The sequence below is a fragment of the Neptuniibacter sp. SY11_33 genome, from assembly GCF_047778025.1.
Lineage (GTDB): Bacteria > Pseudomonadota > Gammaproteobacteria > Pseudomonadales > Balneatricaceae > Neptuniibacter.
This window is the reverse complement of the sequence record NZ_CP180543.1, coordinates 3,321,397-3,336,801: the sequence shown is the minus strand read 5'-3', so window position 1 is coordinate 3,336,801 and position 15,405 is coordinate 3,321,397. Positions and strand designations below refer to the sequence as shown.

Genomic DNA, 15,405 nt, shown 5'->3' with positions numbered 1-15,405 from the left:
AAGTTATTACGAGTGTAATGTGAATTATGACGGTACAAACGACCTTTGAAGATGGCACTGAGCGCCTTGCTTTAAAAGACTTTACGGAAAAAGCGTATCTGGATTACTCCATGTACGTAATTTTGGATCGTGCGTTGCCCCATGTAGGTGATGGCATGAAACCGGTTCAGCGCCGCATTGTTTATGCGATGTCTGAGTTGGGTCTTAAAGCATCGGCCAAGTATAAGAAGTCCGCGCGTACAGTGGGTGATGTGTTGGGTAAGTTTCACCCGCACGGCGATTCCGCTTGTTATGAAGCGATGGTATTAATGGCTCAGCCGTTCAGCTATCGCTATCCGTTGGTGGATGGTCAGGGTAACTGGGGTTCTCCGGATGATCCTAAATCGTTCGCAGCGATGCGTTATACCGAATCCCGTTTAGCGCGTTATGCCGAAGTTTTACTGGCTGAAATCAGTCAAGGTACGGTTGATTGGGTGCCTAACTTTGATGGCACTATGCGTGAGCCTGCGATTTTGCCTGCGCGTTTACCAAACGTGTTGTTGAATGGCACGACGGGTATCGCGGTAGGTATGGCGACTGATATTCTGCCGCACAACCTGCGTGAAGTGGCTAAAGCCTGTGTGCACTTGCTAGATAATCCGCGCGCTGATCTGGATGAAATTACCGAGATCGTGCCTGGCCCGGATATGCCCACTGATGCAGAAATCATCACCTCTCGCCGTGATCTGAAAAAGGTTTACGAAACTGGGCGTGGTTCTGTGCGGATGCGTGCCGTATATACGAAAGAGCAGGGTGAGATCATCATCACTGCGCTACCGCATCAGGTTTCGGGTGCTAAAATTTTGGAGCAGATCGCCGCTCAGATGCAGCAGAAAAAGCTGCCGATGGTGAGTGATCTTCGTGATGAATCTGATCATGAGAATCCAACCCGCCTAGTGATTATTCCTCGCTCGAACCGTGTTGATGTCGAGCAGCTAATGGCCCATCTATTTGCCTCTACTGATCTTGAACGCACTTATCGTGTGAATATGAATATGATCGGTGTGGACGGCAAACCGCAAGTTAAGGACCTTCGTCAGATATTGGTTGAATGGCTTAGCTGGCGGACAGAGATTGTACGTAAACGCTTGAATCATCGTCTAACTAAGGTGCTGGATCGCCTACATATCCTTGAAGGTTTGATGGTCGCGTATCTCAATATTGATGAGGTCATTGCGATTATCCGCCACGAGGAAGACCCGAAAGCCGAGTTGGTTAAGCGTTTTGGTCTGACAGAAATTCAAGCGGATGCGATTCTAGACCTTAAACTTCGTCACTTGGCGAAACTGGAAGAGTTTAAGATCCAGTCTGAGCAGAACGAGCTGGAAGAAGAACGTAAGAAGCTGGAAGGTATTCTGGGTTCTGACGCTAAGATGCGTAAACTGATCAAGAAAGAGATCCAAGACGCCGCTGAAGAGTATGGTGATGACCGCCGCTCGCCAATCGTAGAACGAGAAGAAGCGCAGGCATTCAGCGAGAAAGACCTTCTATCGTCTGATCCTGTCACAGTAGTGATCTCTAAACAGGGTTGGATTCGTGCTGCAAAAGGCCATGACATTGATGCCGAGGGCCTCAATTACAAATCCGGTGATGCCTTTAAGTTAAGTTGTAAGGGCCGAACTAACCAACCGACCCTCTTATTAGATACCACGGGTCGAAGTTTTACGATCGAGACCCATAATCTACCGTCAGCTCGTGGACAAGGTGAACCCGTAACAGGACGGATTACGCTGCCAAAAGGTTCCACGGTTGATGCTGCAATTGCAGGTAAGGATAACGATCAGGTCTTGATGGCGTCTGATGCTGGCTATGGTTTTATCGCTAAGATCTCTGATCTCACTAGTAAGACTAAAAACGGTAAGGCGGCATTAACCCTGCCTAAGAACGCCCAGATTTTACAGCCAATCACTATGAGTTCAGTCGAAGGCTCTCTTTTGGCTGCTGTGACAACTGAAGGGCGCTTGTTGGTATTCCCTGTGTCTGAACTACCGCAACTGGCGCGTGGTAAAGGTAACAAAATCATCAATATTCCGTCAGCTAGAGCGTCAGCTCGAGAGGAATTGGTAACGGCTTTAGCTGTTATTGCTCCGGAAGATACGCTGTTAGTGCATGCGGGTCGCCAACACTTGAAACTTAAGCCTGCTGATATCGAGCACTATCGAGGTGAGCGAGGTCGTCGGGGTAACAAGTTACCGCGCGGTTATCAGCGCGTAGATAGTTTGGAAGTGGATAACAACGCTCAAGGTCAGTCTGAGGGTGAGGAATAAAATGAAACTCTTCAGATCATGGTTCTGCCTCTGTGTACTTCTATTTGCTCTGCCTGCGCAGGCTTTGGAGTATTACCAAATTACCGGCGATAACATCAATATTCGTAAGGGACCGGGGCAGAAATGGCGAGTGATAGCACAGGTCAGTAAAGACCAGTTGGTGCTAGAAACCCGCAGAGAGGGACAATGGTCTGAAGTTTTCTTTTTAAAGCCGAATAAACAGAAAGTGATAGGATGGATATTTAACCAATACCTAGCACTTCAAACACTTGAACAGCCAAAATCAGCCGAAGCATCGCCTTTTAGTTTAGAAGTTATCGCTGATAAACCTGTATGTACCGATCGAACTACGGTGGGTATGGGCTCACTCTGTTATCTGGATGTTTCTTTTGTGATTACTGACCCTACCAAGCAGAGAAAGCAGGCAAAAGTAGAGTGCTGGGCGGATTTTGTGATTCCTGGGGACCGTAAAGTTATCCCGATTAAAACCAGTGACGTGCAAAGCTTCCATTTATTGGGAGGGCATGCTGAAGGTTTAATGCGACTGAATGTTGGGTTAAACACAGTGGTGAACCCTGAAGAGTTTAGTGTGGCTTATTACAACTGTGCTGCACAGTAATTCTAAGGTCTTACTACTAAATTTTCATACACTTGACCCTCTATATAAACGGGCTATGATATACACCTACATTTTTGACGGTTTTTAGTCGGCAACATAGGTGCTGTACGTCATGGAAGGACGTTTATTCCGTAAGCGATTTAGTCGTCGTATTACGATTTTAGCTGTTTCATTATCCATCGTTATCTTACTGATGGGAGGGCTTCTCCTATTTCTCTCTTCTGGGGTAAGAGATGCTTGGAATGCTTATAGCTATACCTCCGAGAGCCGTGCTACCGCGCTTTCAGAACTACACCGCGCCATAGGTTATGGCGGTTTCATCCATAACTTTAAAAACTATGTCCTACGCCAGGATCAGATTTTGCTGGATCGTTTACGCGGTGATATAGATAAATCCACTCAAGTCATTACCCACTACTCTGCTTTAGAGCTCAATAGTAAAGAGAACCAAGCGTTGTTAGTGATCCGCCAGACTTTGCAGATGTATCGAGATAACTTACATGTTGCTGAGCTGGCTGTGCACAGAGGTACATCTACCCAGCAAATCGATAAGCAAGTTCGTATAGATGATACTCAGGCGCTGGCTGCTTTAGCGGTGTTGCAGCGGGAGAATAATCGTTTCCATGAAGTGGTCAAGCGCGATATGAATAAGCAGATTACCAATCTGATCAATGCGTTGCTTGTGGGTCTGCTCGCTATGCCATTTGTCGTCCTCGCTGCCTATCACTATCACGATGTTATGAATCGTTTTCTGATGCTTTTATTAGAAAAAAAACAGGTCCAGCAGGCATTAGAGGATACAACTGCAGAAGTTGAAGAAGCACAGCAACAGCAGCGAGCGATGGCTTACGAAGCGCATCACTGTGAATTAACCCGTGTTCCTAACCGTAAAGCCTTTATGACTACGGGACATGAAATTATGCAGGATGCAGCTTCTCGAAAAGGCTGCCTAACTGTGCTGTTTGTTGATGTCGATGATTTTAAAATGATCAACGATACCTACGGTCATGAAATCGGTGACAAAGTGCTGGTGGAAGTAGCTTCTAGACTTAGTGTTGCGCTTCGGGACGGAGATTTTGTGGCGCGTATTGGTGGCGATGAGTTCGCGATGATTATCCGATGTAATGATTCTGCGACCTGTGCTCCAGGCCTTGCAGAGCGCTTGCTTGATGTTATGAACGAGAGCTATGCCGATATTGCTGATGATCTTGAGGTCAGTTGTTCAGTCGGTGGTGCTAACTGTCCGCAGGATGGGGAGGATCTAGAAACTCTGGTGCGTGTAGCTGATGAACGCATGTATCGCGTTAAGAAAAGCGGTAAAAACGGCGTTTATCTCCACGAGGCTTAGTTAAACTCCTCAATCAGATCGCCAATAAGCATCGGTTTGTAGAAGTAATATCCCTGAAACACTTCGCATCCCAGATCATAAAGGATCTGCTTTTGCTCGAATGTTTCAACACCTTCAGCCACAATGGTTATCCCCATCTTATGGGCTATATCGATGATGCCTTGCAGTAATAATCTGGCGCCTTTGTCTTCGACGATATCATCGACAAAGCTCTTATCGATTTTCAACTCGTCGATAGGCAGGTTCTTCAATAAGCTTAAAGATGAGTAGCCTGTACCAAAGTCATCTAAAGATACAGATAAGCCTTCCGCTTTAAACTGGTTGATTATCCCAAGTATGTAATCTAGATCTTGGATAAATAGGCTTTCGGTAATCTCGATCTTGAGCCTGCGTTTATCTATCAGAGATTGATTCGCTTGTTGTGTGAAGTACTCAAAAAAGCCATCTGAGAAAAACTGCTTTATAGAAACGTTAATCGATATTGAGCAATTGATGGAGGTTAATTTTTCAGCCTGATCTAAGGATTGACGAATGATGTAGCGGCCAAGCTCTGGCATAAGGCCTGAATTTTCAGCGATGGGGATAAAACGGTTGGGTGGAATTGGGCCAAACTCCTTACTATTCCAACGCACTAAAGACTCTAATCCGGTTAATGCCCCCTCTGAGGAAACTTGTGGCTGAAAAACGACGTAAATTTCCTCGTTCTTAATCGCATCTCTCAGTTTATTTTCCAGTGAAAGGTCATCTAGATAGCGTTTCTTCAGTTCTTCGTGGAAGACTGTGTAGCAATTTTTATTATGCTTCGCTTCATACAAGGCAAAGTCTGAGAGCCTTTTAACTTCTTCAAATGAGCTAGCATCGGTTGGGCAGTGAGATATACCTATGCTGGCACTTAAAATTAAGCGGTTGCCACTTATTAGGTAGGGTTTAGATATCTCTTCTAAAATATCTTCGGCTAAGCGTTCTGCTTCAAAGCTTGAAAGATTGAATGCTACGACTACAAACTCATCACCGCTGTATCTCGCAACAAGGCATTCTCTATCCTGAGTGCTTAGTTTGAGCCTTCTAGTGATTTCAATCAGAACCTGATCGCCATAATCATGACCGAAGTTATCATTGGCTGTCTTAAAGTTATCCATGTCGATAAACAGGAGATGGTAACTGTCTTGCTCTTCTAGTTTGGAAAAGTAATTGTCCAGAAAATAGCGGTTAGGCAGATTGGTGAGGAAGTCATGGGTTGCTCTAAAGGTTAGTAGCTCCTCTTTTTTCTTCTCATTACTGCTAATCACTCGAAAGAGCCAAAATATGACGGCGTAAGCAAAAAAGAACAGTAAAACTAGATTGGTGGCTGCTTGGAAAAACTTCTGACGAATGACCTGGGTATCTCGTTCTACCCCGACCCAAAGCTGAAACTCTTTGATAAAAAAGTTAGACATCATCGATTGAGAATCATCATTAAATTTACCGGTGACATGGGTCGTAATGATCTGTTTATCTTTAATAATCTCAAAACTTGTGTTGTAGGCTTGTTCTACGTAGTCGATGCTTTCTTGAATCCTCTCTTCCGAAAATTGATGTTCGTATACGGCTGGATCGTTGATAAGACGTTTAGGGGCCACCTGAAAATATCGGTCTCGCTCTCTATAGATAAACACACTGTAATCAGCGCTGTGCTCAATAGTGTTAGAAAAGAACGGCAAACCTTTTTCAATATTGATGGTAAGGGATACGACGAATAACGGTTTATCCTGTGAATCTCTAATCGTTTTACGAATCGGGATGATTAGGGCGTCTTCCCAGTAGCTAAAATAGGTTCGGCCAATAACGGCTGCATTGCTGTCTAAGGTGAGGTTGAAGGATTCTTTGGCTTTCGGGTTTTGCAGCAGGTTAAGCGAAGATTCTCGTTTATCTTGGGAGAGGGAGTTCGTGACGGCGATATTGCCATCAAGATCTATTTGGAAGAAGTTATGAGTCGTGTGAGATGCATTAAGTAATTTGTCTATCTCCTGAATCGATTTCTCTCGATCCAGATACTTATCTTCGTGTAAGAGCTCCTGCCCGAGAATATCTAAAAGAGTTTCATATTGGCGGAGTGAGGCTTCAACCGAGTTTGATGTGATTCGAGTCAGGTTCTCTTGCTCTAATCTCACGTTTTCCCGGATAGACTCATGAGTTTTCGTCAGAATAAAAATAAACGCAGCGAAACCTGCCAAGAGGAAGACGTAAAACGCAAGCCAGATGTTATTTCTTATAAACAGCATAGAGCTTCACTCAAGCGTAGAGAGTTTAAGCAATATGAAAATAAGACAGCAATATGGGGAAATGTGTGCCTATCATCGAAAGTACCTTTGCTAATTACATCATATAGCGTAGTCAAAGCTGAGCTCCTTGTGAGGAGGGTTAGCTTCCTTGCGATGATCGAAAGATTATCGATGGGTCTAAAACGTAAATCCAATTTATCAGTTCAGTTCTACAGCTTTGTCTAGCTCAAACTGATCTCATTATATAACCAGTTTTAAATATAACGGTCTCTATATTTGGTAGTAGATTTATGGCTCTTTGTAGGGGGATGTTTCTCACGTTTATTTATGGATATCGCCTGTGTTGTTATCAAAAAATTGTGAGAAATTACTGGTGATTTGTGGCGCGTAGACTGGATAGGAATGTAAAAGGGAACTTTAATGAACTCTCAAAAGAAATAACGTACAAAGTAAATAGTGTTTTATCAGGGTGGCGTTACGTGCCTTTTTAGCCTGAATTTAGGTTTACCTTCTTCACTATATAAAGGGAAAAATTATGGACGAAGCATTTAGAAAACAGGGAATCTTTAGTTGGTCAGAATTAATGACCGATGATGTCGAAGCTGCTACGGCCTACTATGAAAAGGTTATCGGCTGGGAAGTTGAGCACGTAGATATGGGGGAGATGATCTATCGTGTGCTGAAGGTCGATGGTAATCCGGTTGGCGGGATTATGCCTAAACCACCAGAGTCTGCAGGTGTGCCTAACCACTGGGGAACTTATATAACGGTAGATGATGTTGATGCTACATTGGCTCTTGCCGAAGCTAACGGTGGTAAAGCTATTTATCCACCGATGGATGTACCTGATGTAGGGCGAATGTGTGCGATTATGGATAACACGGGTGCAGTGGTATCTGTCATTACCTATGCTGAAACAGCATAGTAATTCAAAACGTAGGGCTCAGCTTAATAGTGTTATATGGCTAGGCCCTTTTTAATTGGACTGTTCTATGGTCACGCGCATCAATGCCGATTTTGAACAACGCGTAGTTATTCGTCCCGAAGATTATCATTGGGTTGATTCGCCAATGGCGGGTGTCGAGCGCATGATGCTAGACCGTATTGGTGATGAGTCTGCACGGGCGACCTCGATTGTCCGTTATGCGCCTTTTAGTGAGTTCTCTCCACATGTGCATAGTGGAGGGGAAGAGTTCTTCGTGCTTGAAGGTGTGTTTTCTGATGAACATCAAGATTATCCACAAGGGAGTTACGTCCGTAATCCTATTGGCACCTCCCACACCCCGAAGATCGGCAAAGAGGGGGCGACCATCTTTGTAAAACTGCAGCAGTTTAACGAAGCCGATAACGAACAAAAGGCGATCGACACCCTTAAGCAACCTTGGCAACAAGGCTTGGTCGATGGTTTAACCGTGATGCCTTTACATGAATTTGAGGGCGAGCATGTCGCCTTGGTGAAGTGGGCGCCGAATACGCAGTTTAACCCCCATCGTCATTTTGGCGGTGAAGAGATACTGGTGCTCGAAGGCACGTTCTACGATGAGCATGGTGTCTACCCAAAAGGTTCGTGGTTGCGTAGTCCTCATTTGAGTGAGCATCACCCTTATACCAAGGACGATGGCGCATTAATCTATGTGAAAACGGGACATCTCTAATAGCGCTGCTAACCAGTATTTCTGTCGAACTAAAATTATTTACTAAAAACCATAAAACGCTATTGCGAATCATTATCATTATTGATAATCTAGATCCCGCTCATAAGTGATAGGCAATGGACGACCTCACCATTAACATTGCTGAACAGTTCTACCTGCTCGCTCTCAGGCAGGTAGAACTTCTCCCACCTTAAGCACCATGAAAATCAGCAGGCATTGTTTTAGCCACAAAGAGCATAAACAGCTAAGTCTTTTCTTACTGGAGGAGAGGAAGTTATGCACTCAATCAAAGATCGTGAATCGTACAAAACACTACTGCGCCTCGCAGATAAAATATCCAACAGCAGTTCGTCAAATAACGATTGGTTGGCGAAGCAACACAAAGATATCTACGACTTTTTAAAACACGCTGAAGAAAAGTAGAAGGAGAGGTTTATGGGTTCTGTGATCAACCCCTCAATTTTTAAAGCGGTATACGACAAGATTGTGACTGAAGGTCAGCAATCGAGTAGTGGTTTCTTCCTTCGTGGTGTCTATGCGGCGGGCCAAGGCAAAAAGCATTTAGAGCTGAAGGATTGTTTTTCACGTATCCGTGTCGTAAATGGCGAAGTGGTTGCGACCGAGTTCTCAAACAATACTCAGCGTGTCAGATTTTTGAATAAAGTTCGCAAACTTTATAGTGGCGAACAAATCTCGCAATAGTCCCTTTCTTCCTATTTAAAAGATCGATAAAACAGATCTCCTCCTTCTGGTCCCTATCCAAAAGGTTTAAGTTAGCACAGCCTATACACCTTGAATTTGTGTCCCTTTTTGGCGCTACGCTATGTAAAAACGCGCATTCGTGAGTAAGTTTCCTACAGCTAGCTCAGACCCCTTGTCTTTTTACCGGACTCCTTTACTCAAAAGATGGTGCTTTATTGCTCTAAAGACCAGTATTTACTTTTGTTTTAAAGCGTTACCCTAGCCCCGCTCAAAAATGTGTGCATTGCAGCATTTTTAGCATAGGCATGAATACACGCCATGCTAGTAGCTGGTTGGACTTAACGTTGGTCTACTCGAATTTGGTCATTTGTTGACGCTCTTTCTCGTGACGATGGGTCAAGCCCTGCAAGTTGCTAGGCAGAAATCACATAAGAATTGTCAATTCTTATGTGATTTCGGCGGGTATTTTTAAACCCGTAACCTGATCCAGACACAACAATTTTAAAATCGGATTCTGACCATGAACCTGTCGATGTTTTTTCCACAGATCAACAGCGCAAGCTTACGCTTTGTGTTGGCTGTTGTTGGTCTCTTACTGCTTCCTCTTACTGCTTTTGCGGAAACAGGCGGAGCGGCCGCTAACGTTCCGGAACTGAGCGCCTCTTTCTATGGCTATCTAAGTATCGCCATCTTTATTTTGGCTTACTCATTGGTTCCGCTGGAAAACAATATTCATCTGCTTAAAAGTAAGCCGGTTCTGGTGGCTGCGGGTCTGATTTGGATTCTAGTAGCGCTAGCATTTAAGGAAATTGGTGCCACAGAACAGGCGCACCATGCGATTAAACATGCGATTATCGAATACGCAGAGCTATTCCTATTCCTGCTAGTAGCGATGACCTACATTAACGCGCTTGAAGATCGTAATGTATTCCAAGCGCTGCGTGCTTATCTGGTATCCCGTGGTTACTCTCTACGTAAGGTTTTCTGGGTTACCGGCGCACTAGCATTTGTTATCTCTCCGATTGCGGATAACTTAACGACTGCACTACTGATGGGCGCGGTTGTAATGGCTGTTGGCGGTAAGAACGTTCGCTTTGTGTCGATTGCTTGTATCAACGTAGTTGTGGCGGCAAATGCGGGTGGTGCTTTCTCTCCATTCGGTGATATCACAACCCTGATGGTTTGGCAGAAAGGGAAGGTAGAATTCTTGCAGTTCCTACCACTATTTATCCCATCATTGGTTAACTGGTTAGTACCTGCGGTTATCATGCACTTCACGATCCCTAATGAGATCCCAGAAGCGTCTCAGGAAAAGTCCTTTATGAAAATGGGCGCAAAGGTAATGATCGTTCTGTTCCTTGCGACTATCGTGACTGCAGTAAGCTTCCACAGCTTCCTACACCTACCGCCTGCGGCTGGCATGATGTTTGGTCTGGGTTACCTAGGTTTGTACTCTTTCTACCTGAAAAAGGTGGAAGGTCGTACGATTATGGCTGACTCAATCTTTGGTGGTCGCAGTGATGCGCATCAAAACCCATTGAGTGTGTTGCAGGCTTACGGCAAGGATATTGGCGAGCATCTAAATGACCAGCCTTATCCGGCATTTATGATCGACAAACAGAAAAATGTTACCCACTGGAATACTGCACTAGAAAACCTAACGGGTATCACAGCTGAAGAGATGATCGGCACTAAAGATCACTGGAAAGGCTTCTATAAGGATCAACGTCCAACTTTGGCAGATGCTGTCCTAGAAGACGAATCAGGTGCAGGTGTACGTCAGCATTATCAAAACAAGTATCGTGACAACCCAATGGGCGGTAAGTCTTACGATGCTGCTAACTACTTCGACAATATCGGTAACTCAGGCGCGTACCTAATGTTTAGTGCTGCACCTGTTGTTGATGAAAATGGTGAAACAGTCGGTGCTGTAGAACTGTTTGAAGATATGACCGAGAAGCGTGAAGAAGTTAAAGAGTTCGACGTGATGGAACGTGTATCACGTGCCGAGTGGGATACGTTACTGTTCTTCTACGGCGTAATTATGTGTGTGGCTGGCTTGAGCCAATTTGGCTACATGGCAATCGTTTCGGAGCTTATGTACAACGACCTTGGTCCAACATGGGCGAATGGTCTGGTCGGTGTACTATCGGCGATTGTAGATAACATTCCGGTGATGTTCGCGGTATTAACAATGGATCCAGCGATGTCGCTAGGCCAATGGCAACTAGTAACCCTAACAGCGGGTGTGGGCGGTAGTATGCTTGCGATCGGTTCTGCTGCAGGTGTAGCGCTGCTTGGTACAGCGCGTGGCGTATATACCTTTGCATCTCACCTAAAATGGGCGCCTGCAATTGCCCTAGGCTATGTAGCAAGTATCGGCGTACACCTACTGATTAACGGTGTTTGATTGCACTCAGTGACTAGTAGCTAGATCGCTTCGCTGCTAGTGGCTAGAAAAAGAAAGGCCTGCTCATTGAGCAGGCCTTTTTTGTTTGGCTTCTTCCTATTTCATTTAAACGACGGCGCTATCCCGCTTTCTACAGATCTGTAACTATTCATATTCTATTGGCTGTGCCTTGGGGATTAAGAAGGGATAGGTAGGATGGTAGGTCATTATCAACCTACCTATCGGAACGCAGAGATCACGTGGCACACTCAACAGGTACAAGTAGTAAAGATAATTTAGTCGGCAGCCTGTGGATGATTGCTGCCATGGCTGCGTTTGCTATCGAAGATGCGTTGGTTAAGGGGGCTGCGCAAACCTTGCCGGTTGGGCAGGTGTTAGCTTTGTTTGGTTTAGGTGGCATGTTCCTGTTTGCGGTTATGCTTAAATTTAACCGCGAGCCGCTGTTTATCAAAGATGTTCTGTCTTTGCCTATGCGTATTCGCATCGTCTTTGAAGTAATCGGGCGGCTGTTTTACGTACTCGCAATCGCCTTTATTCCCCTGTCTACCGCAACCGTTATTCTGCAAGCTACTCCGCTTGTAGTTGTGACGGGCGCTGTGCTGTTTCTAGGGGAAAAGGTAAGCCCCGTTAGGTGGTTAGCCATATTTATAGGTTTGCTAGGCGTTATCTTAATCGTGCAGCCGGGCGCTGATGGCTTTTCTCAGCTCTCTTTGTTGGCGGTAATAGGGATGATCGGTTTTGCCGGTAGAGACCTCGCAAGCCGTATGGCACCACCGACTATAGGTACAGCAAGGCTAGGTTTTTATGGCTTTTTATCGGTCTTGATCTCTGGGCTCCTTTATTCCAGCTGGGCCGGTGAGGTTTATAGGTTGCCTTCGCAGTCCGAGCTATTGTCGATTGTGATTGCTACGGTCGCGGGGGTAATCGCCTATTCCTGTTTAATGAAAGCGATGCGTACTGGCGAAGTGTCCGCAGTAACGCCGTTTAGATATACCCGTTTACTGTTTGGTTGCTCGCTGGGGCTGTTGTTCTTTGGTGAAGAGTTCACCACGTCAATGTTGGTTGGCTCAGCGTTGATAGTGTCTTCTGGGCTGTTTATTGGGTGGCGGGGGAAGAAGGTTATTAAGGAAATAGAAGCTAGTAGCTAGAACGTTTTGCTTTTAGTGGCTAGGAAAAGAAAAGGCCTGCTCAATGAGCGGGACTTTTTATTAAATTTATTGGCGTAGCGAGCCAGAATTTTGCATGCTCTATATAGATAAATGTGGTGCGGTCAGTTTATCTGGCCAAGGTTCCTGTACCTGAATGTCCATTTTCATTGGAGGAAAATGACCGAATATGCTTACGGTGAGTTCACAGATTATTAATGCAAATGCAGCGATTTGTCAGAATATTGATCTGCTTGCGGGTCAGCGAGATTTACTTTCCCTAAATATCCTTTCTCAACTTCGAAATTTGGTTGAGGGTGTCGCTGTATTTCTTCATACAAAAGATTGGAATGCCGCTTTTACATATCCCTCAGTCGAGCCTGGGCTTTCATATGTAGGTGGTGATTCGAAACTAAGCTTTCTGTTGAAGTTTCATAAATTGATTCAGCAAACTACATCTCACTTTACTATGAATGGAGATGGTTCCGAGCGATTGATGCTCAAGTATTACGAATATCTTCATCGTATGCGTAGCTTACTGAAAGAGTGGTTTGGTATTGAACTCTTACATAATCTTGAAAATTTTCCTGTAGATCTCGACCCATCAATGCGTGAGTACCATGAGAAGATTGCGGCACGAATTGAGGAATCACGTTATTCATCAATGGATGACTGTTCAAAAGGCCGTTACTACATTCATAAAACTCGACCGTTTTTTGTCGGTTGGCATGTTTATTACGAAGTTACATTCTGTCGTGCAGTTAACAAAGTAAGTAAATTTGATCGAATCATTGCTTTTACGAGCATTGATATGACGGATAAATATGCAGCGATGCTGACGCTTCAACGGGATTCTATAGACGTTATTGGTCAGACCATGCCGATTATGGTTATTCGCGAATGGGAAGTATCTATTCGGCCTTGTGAATTTAATAATTTTTCTCGCTTGTTAGGTATAGATTCTGAAGTGCGAACCAACTCAGCAGAATATCGTTTTCTAATGTATTGGTTAACACAAGGTTCTGGAAACTTGCTTGATTTAATGGATATGAAAAATGATGCTTATGAACACGTAAAGCGTTTAGCTTCAAATGATGACGTATCCAAAAAACAGATTTTTAAAGCTCTGGATCGAGCTCGAGGGGTTATTAGTGCCTCAGCTCCAGGTAGCAACGTCTTACGTTACTTGATGTTGCGTATGTATAACCTGAATTTGAAAATGCAGTTTGATTATCGAGGCTGTGGCTATTTGTCTAACATGTTGCTTTCATACGGTTGTATACCATTCGATAAGATGCCTTTTTGTACTTCTCTTCCAGGACATAATCCTCGTTTTCAAGATTTGATTGAAAGTCTCGATGCAAGCGGCCGTAAGCATGAAATACTCGCACGCAGTGTTAAGAATAATGTGGAGAGGAATGGGGCTCTTTATACGGCTTTAGCTGATGTACAGGAGTTAGGGGACATAACTGCTTTAGCATATGCATACAACAAAGAATTGTATTATCGGCATACAGGCCGGCAGCTGGTCATTGAAAATGGTCAAGTATTCATAAGAGAGTACGAAGATGATACTGCTGCTATTGTGGAGAAGTTACAGAAATTCACGTCTTCCAATATTAATGGTTATGCACAAGCTGTGGAGCGATGGCTTCATGAAACTGCGCATGGTATAGACGATCCTGAAAAGCAGAATTCTCTCAAGCAGTTATTTAGTCAGTCATGCGTGGCTTTAGTGTATGGGGCGGCAGGTACTGGTAAATCGACCATGGTTGATCATATTGCGCATTACTTCAATGATAAGAAAAAGCTCTTTCTCGCTCATACAAATCCTGCTACAGACAATTTAAAACGTAAGGTACGTTCTCAAAACTCGGAATTTAGAACCATAAAGAGCCAAATATGGAACAGTGCTGATCAGGAATATGATCTGCTAATTATCGATGAATGTAGCACGGTCAGTAATGCCGACCTCATTAAAGTGTTAGAGAAAACCAAGTTTGGGCTTTTGGTTCTTGTTGGAGATGTATATCAGATTGAATCTATTCAATTTGGGAATTGGTTCGAGCTGATGCCGTCATTCTTACCTCAAAGTGCCGTGTTTGAGCTGACAACACCATATAGAGCTAAGAACCCTAGTTTGCTCGACTTCTGGACAAAGGTTAGAAATCTAGAGGATGACATAGCAGAGTCAATGGTTCGCAATTGCTATTCTAGGGTTCTTGATAGAAGTTTATTTGAAGCGATTGGTCATGACGAAATAATACTTTGTTTAAATTACGATGGTCTTTATGGCATCAATAATATCAATCGATTTTTGCAAAGTAGTAATCTTGGGCGTGCCACGACGTGGCGTGAAGCAACCTATAAGGTGGGAGATCCGGTCCTATTCCATGATAGTGAGAGATTTAGTCCAGTTATCTATAACAATTTAAAAGGCTGGATTGTTGGAATTGAGCATGATGTAGGTTGGATTAAGTTTGATGTTAAACTCGATCGCCCCTTGAGTGCGTTTGATGTTGATGTTGATGGTGATGAGCTGGAATGGATTGAGGATTCTACTGTTCGCTTTACAGTCTACGATTATGATGCGAGTGATGACGACGACGATCGCTTGAATATAACAGTGCCTTTTCAGGTTGCTTATGCTGTTTCGATTCATAAAGCGCAGGGGTTGGAATATGATTCTGTCAAAGTCGTGATTACTGATGCGAATGAAGATGATATTACCCATAGTATTTTCTACACGGCTATTACACGTGCGCGTGAAAACTTGCAGGTTTTCTGGACTCCAGAAACGCAGCAGAGAGTATTAAAGCGTCTTCAGCGAGGCTCTAATTCAAAAGATGTAAATTTACTGGCCCATCGTCGTGGCTTTCAAAGGGTTTAATTGGATTAATTAGGTCAGAGACATTTTAGAATGTGAAAGGACCACAAAAAGAAAAGGCCCGCTCAATGA

11 protein-coding genes are annotated in these 15,405 nt (G+C 44.1%); 10 read left to right on the top strand and 1 reads right to left on the bottom strand.

Annotated elements, in window-relative coordinates; all coding sequences use genetic code 11:
• The first annotated feature begins 26 nt into the window (after positions 1-26).
• From parC to ACMXYV_RS15755, 3 genes are all read left to right on the top strand, one after another.
• Positions 27-2,306, top strand: a complete 2,280-nt coding sequence (gene parC / locus ACMXYV_RS15765; protein WP_415889399.1) for a DNA topoisomerase IV subunit A — start codon at positions 27-29, stop codon at positions 2,304-2,306.
• A 1-nt stretch (position 2,307) separates the two neighbouring features.
• The gene (locus ACMXYV_RS15760) at positions 2,308-2,925 is read left to right on the top strand and encodes an SH3 domain-containing protein (protein WP_415889398.1); all 618 of its coding nucleotides are present in this window, start codon (positions 2,308-2,310) and stop codon (positions 2,923-2,925) included.
• A 112-nt stretch (positions 2,926-3,037) separates the two neighbouring features.
• Entirely contained in the window at positions 3,038-4,273 is a 1,236-nt protein-coding gene (locus ACMXYV_RS15755) for a diguanylate cyclase (protein WP_415889397.1), read from the top strand.
• Here the strand turns inward: ACMXYV_RS15755 and ACMXYV_RS15750 are convergent.
• A complete protein-coding gene (locus ACMXYV_RS15750; protein ID WP_415889396.1) occupies positions 4,270-6,534 on the bottom strand; it encodes an EAL domain-containing protein in 2,265 nt (754 codons plus the stop codon). The genes ACMXYV_RS15755 and ACMXYV_RS15750 overlap by 4 nt on opposite strands.
• Positions 6,535-7,069: 535 nt before the next feature.
• On the opposite strand from ACMXYV_RS15750, the gene ACMXYV_RS15745 reads away from it, so the two are divergent.
• From ACMXYV_RS15745 to ACMXYV_RS15715, 7 genes are all read left to right on the top strand, one after another.
• Complete coding sequence (locus ACMXYV_RS15745; protein ID WP_415889395.1) at positions 7,070-7,459, top strand: VOC family protein; 390 nt, start codon at positions 7,070-7,072, stop codon at positions 7,457-7,459.
• Positions 7,460-7,526: 67 nt separating this feature from the next.
• Complete coding sequence (locus tag ACMXYV_RS15740) at positions 7,527-8,189, top strand: cupin domain-containing protein (RefSeq protein WP_415889394.1); 663 nt, start codon at positions 7,527-7,529, stop codon at positions 8,187-8,189.
• A gap of 276 nt (positions 8,190-8,465) precedes the next feature.
• Positions 8,466-8,612 (top strand): hypothetical protein, encoded by a 147-nt coding sequence (locus ACMXYV_RS15735; protein ID WP_415889393.1) that lies wholly within the window; start codon positions 8,466-8,468, stop codon positions 8,610-8,612.
• Positions 8,613-8,624: 12 nt separating this feature from the next.
• A complete protein-coding gene (locus tag ACMXYV_RS15730; RefSeq protein WP_415889392.1) occupies positions 8,625-8,891 on the top strand; it encodes a hypothetical protein in 267 nt (88 codons plus the stop codon).
• Between the two features lie 520 nt (positions 8,892-9,411).
• Entirely contained in the window at positions 9,412-11,301 is a 1,890-nt protein-coding gene (gene nhaD / locus ACMXYV_RS15725; RefSeq protein ID WP_415889391.1) for a sodium:proton antiporter NhaD, read from the top strand.
• 239 nt (positions 11,302-11,540) lie between these two features.
• Positions 11,541-12,449 carry a DMT family transporter gene (locus tag ACMXYV_RS15720; RefSeq protein ID WP_415889390.1) on the top strand — a complete coding sequence of 303 codons (909 nt, stop codon included), beginning with the start codon at positions 11,541-11,543 and terminating at the stop codon, positions 12,447-12,449.
• Between the two features lie 187 nt (positions 12,450-12,636).
• Positions 12,637-15,336, top strand: a complete 2,700-nt coding sequence (locus tag ACMXYV_RS15715; protein ID WP_415889389.1) for an ATP-dependent DNA helicase — start codon at positions 12,637-12,639, stop codon at positions 15,334-15,336.
• Positions 15,337-15,405: the final 69 nt, after the last annotated feature.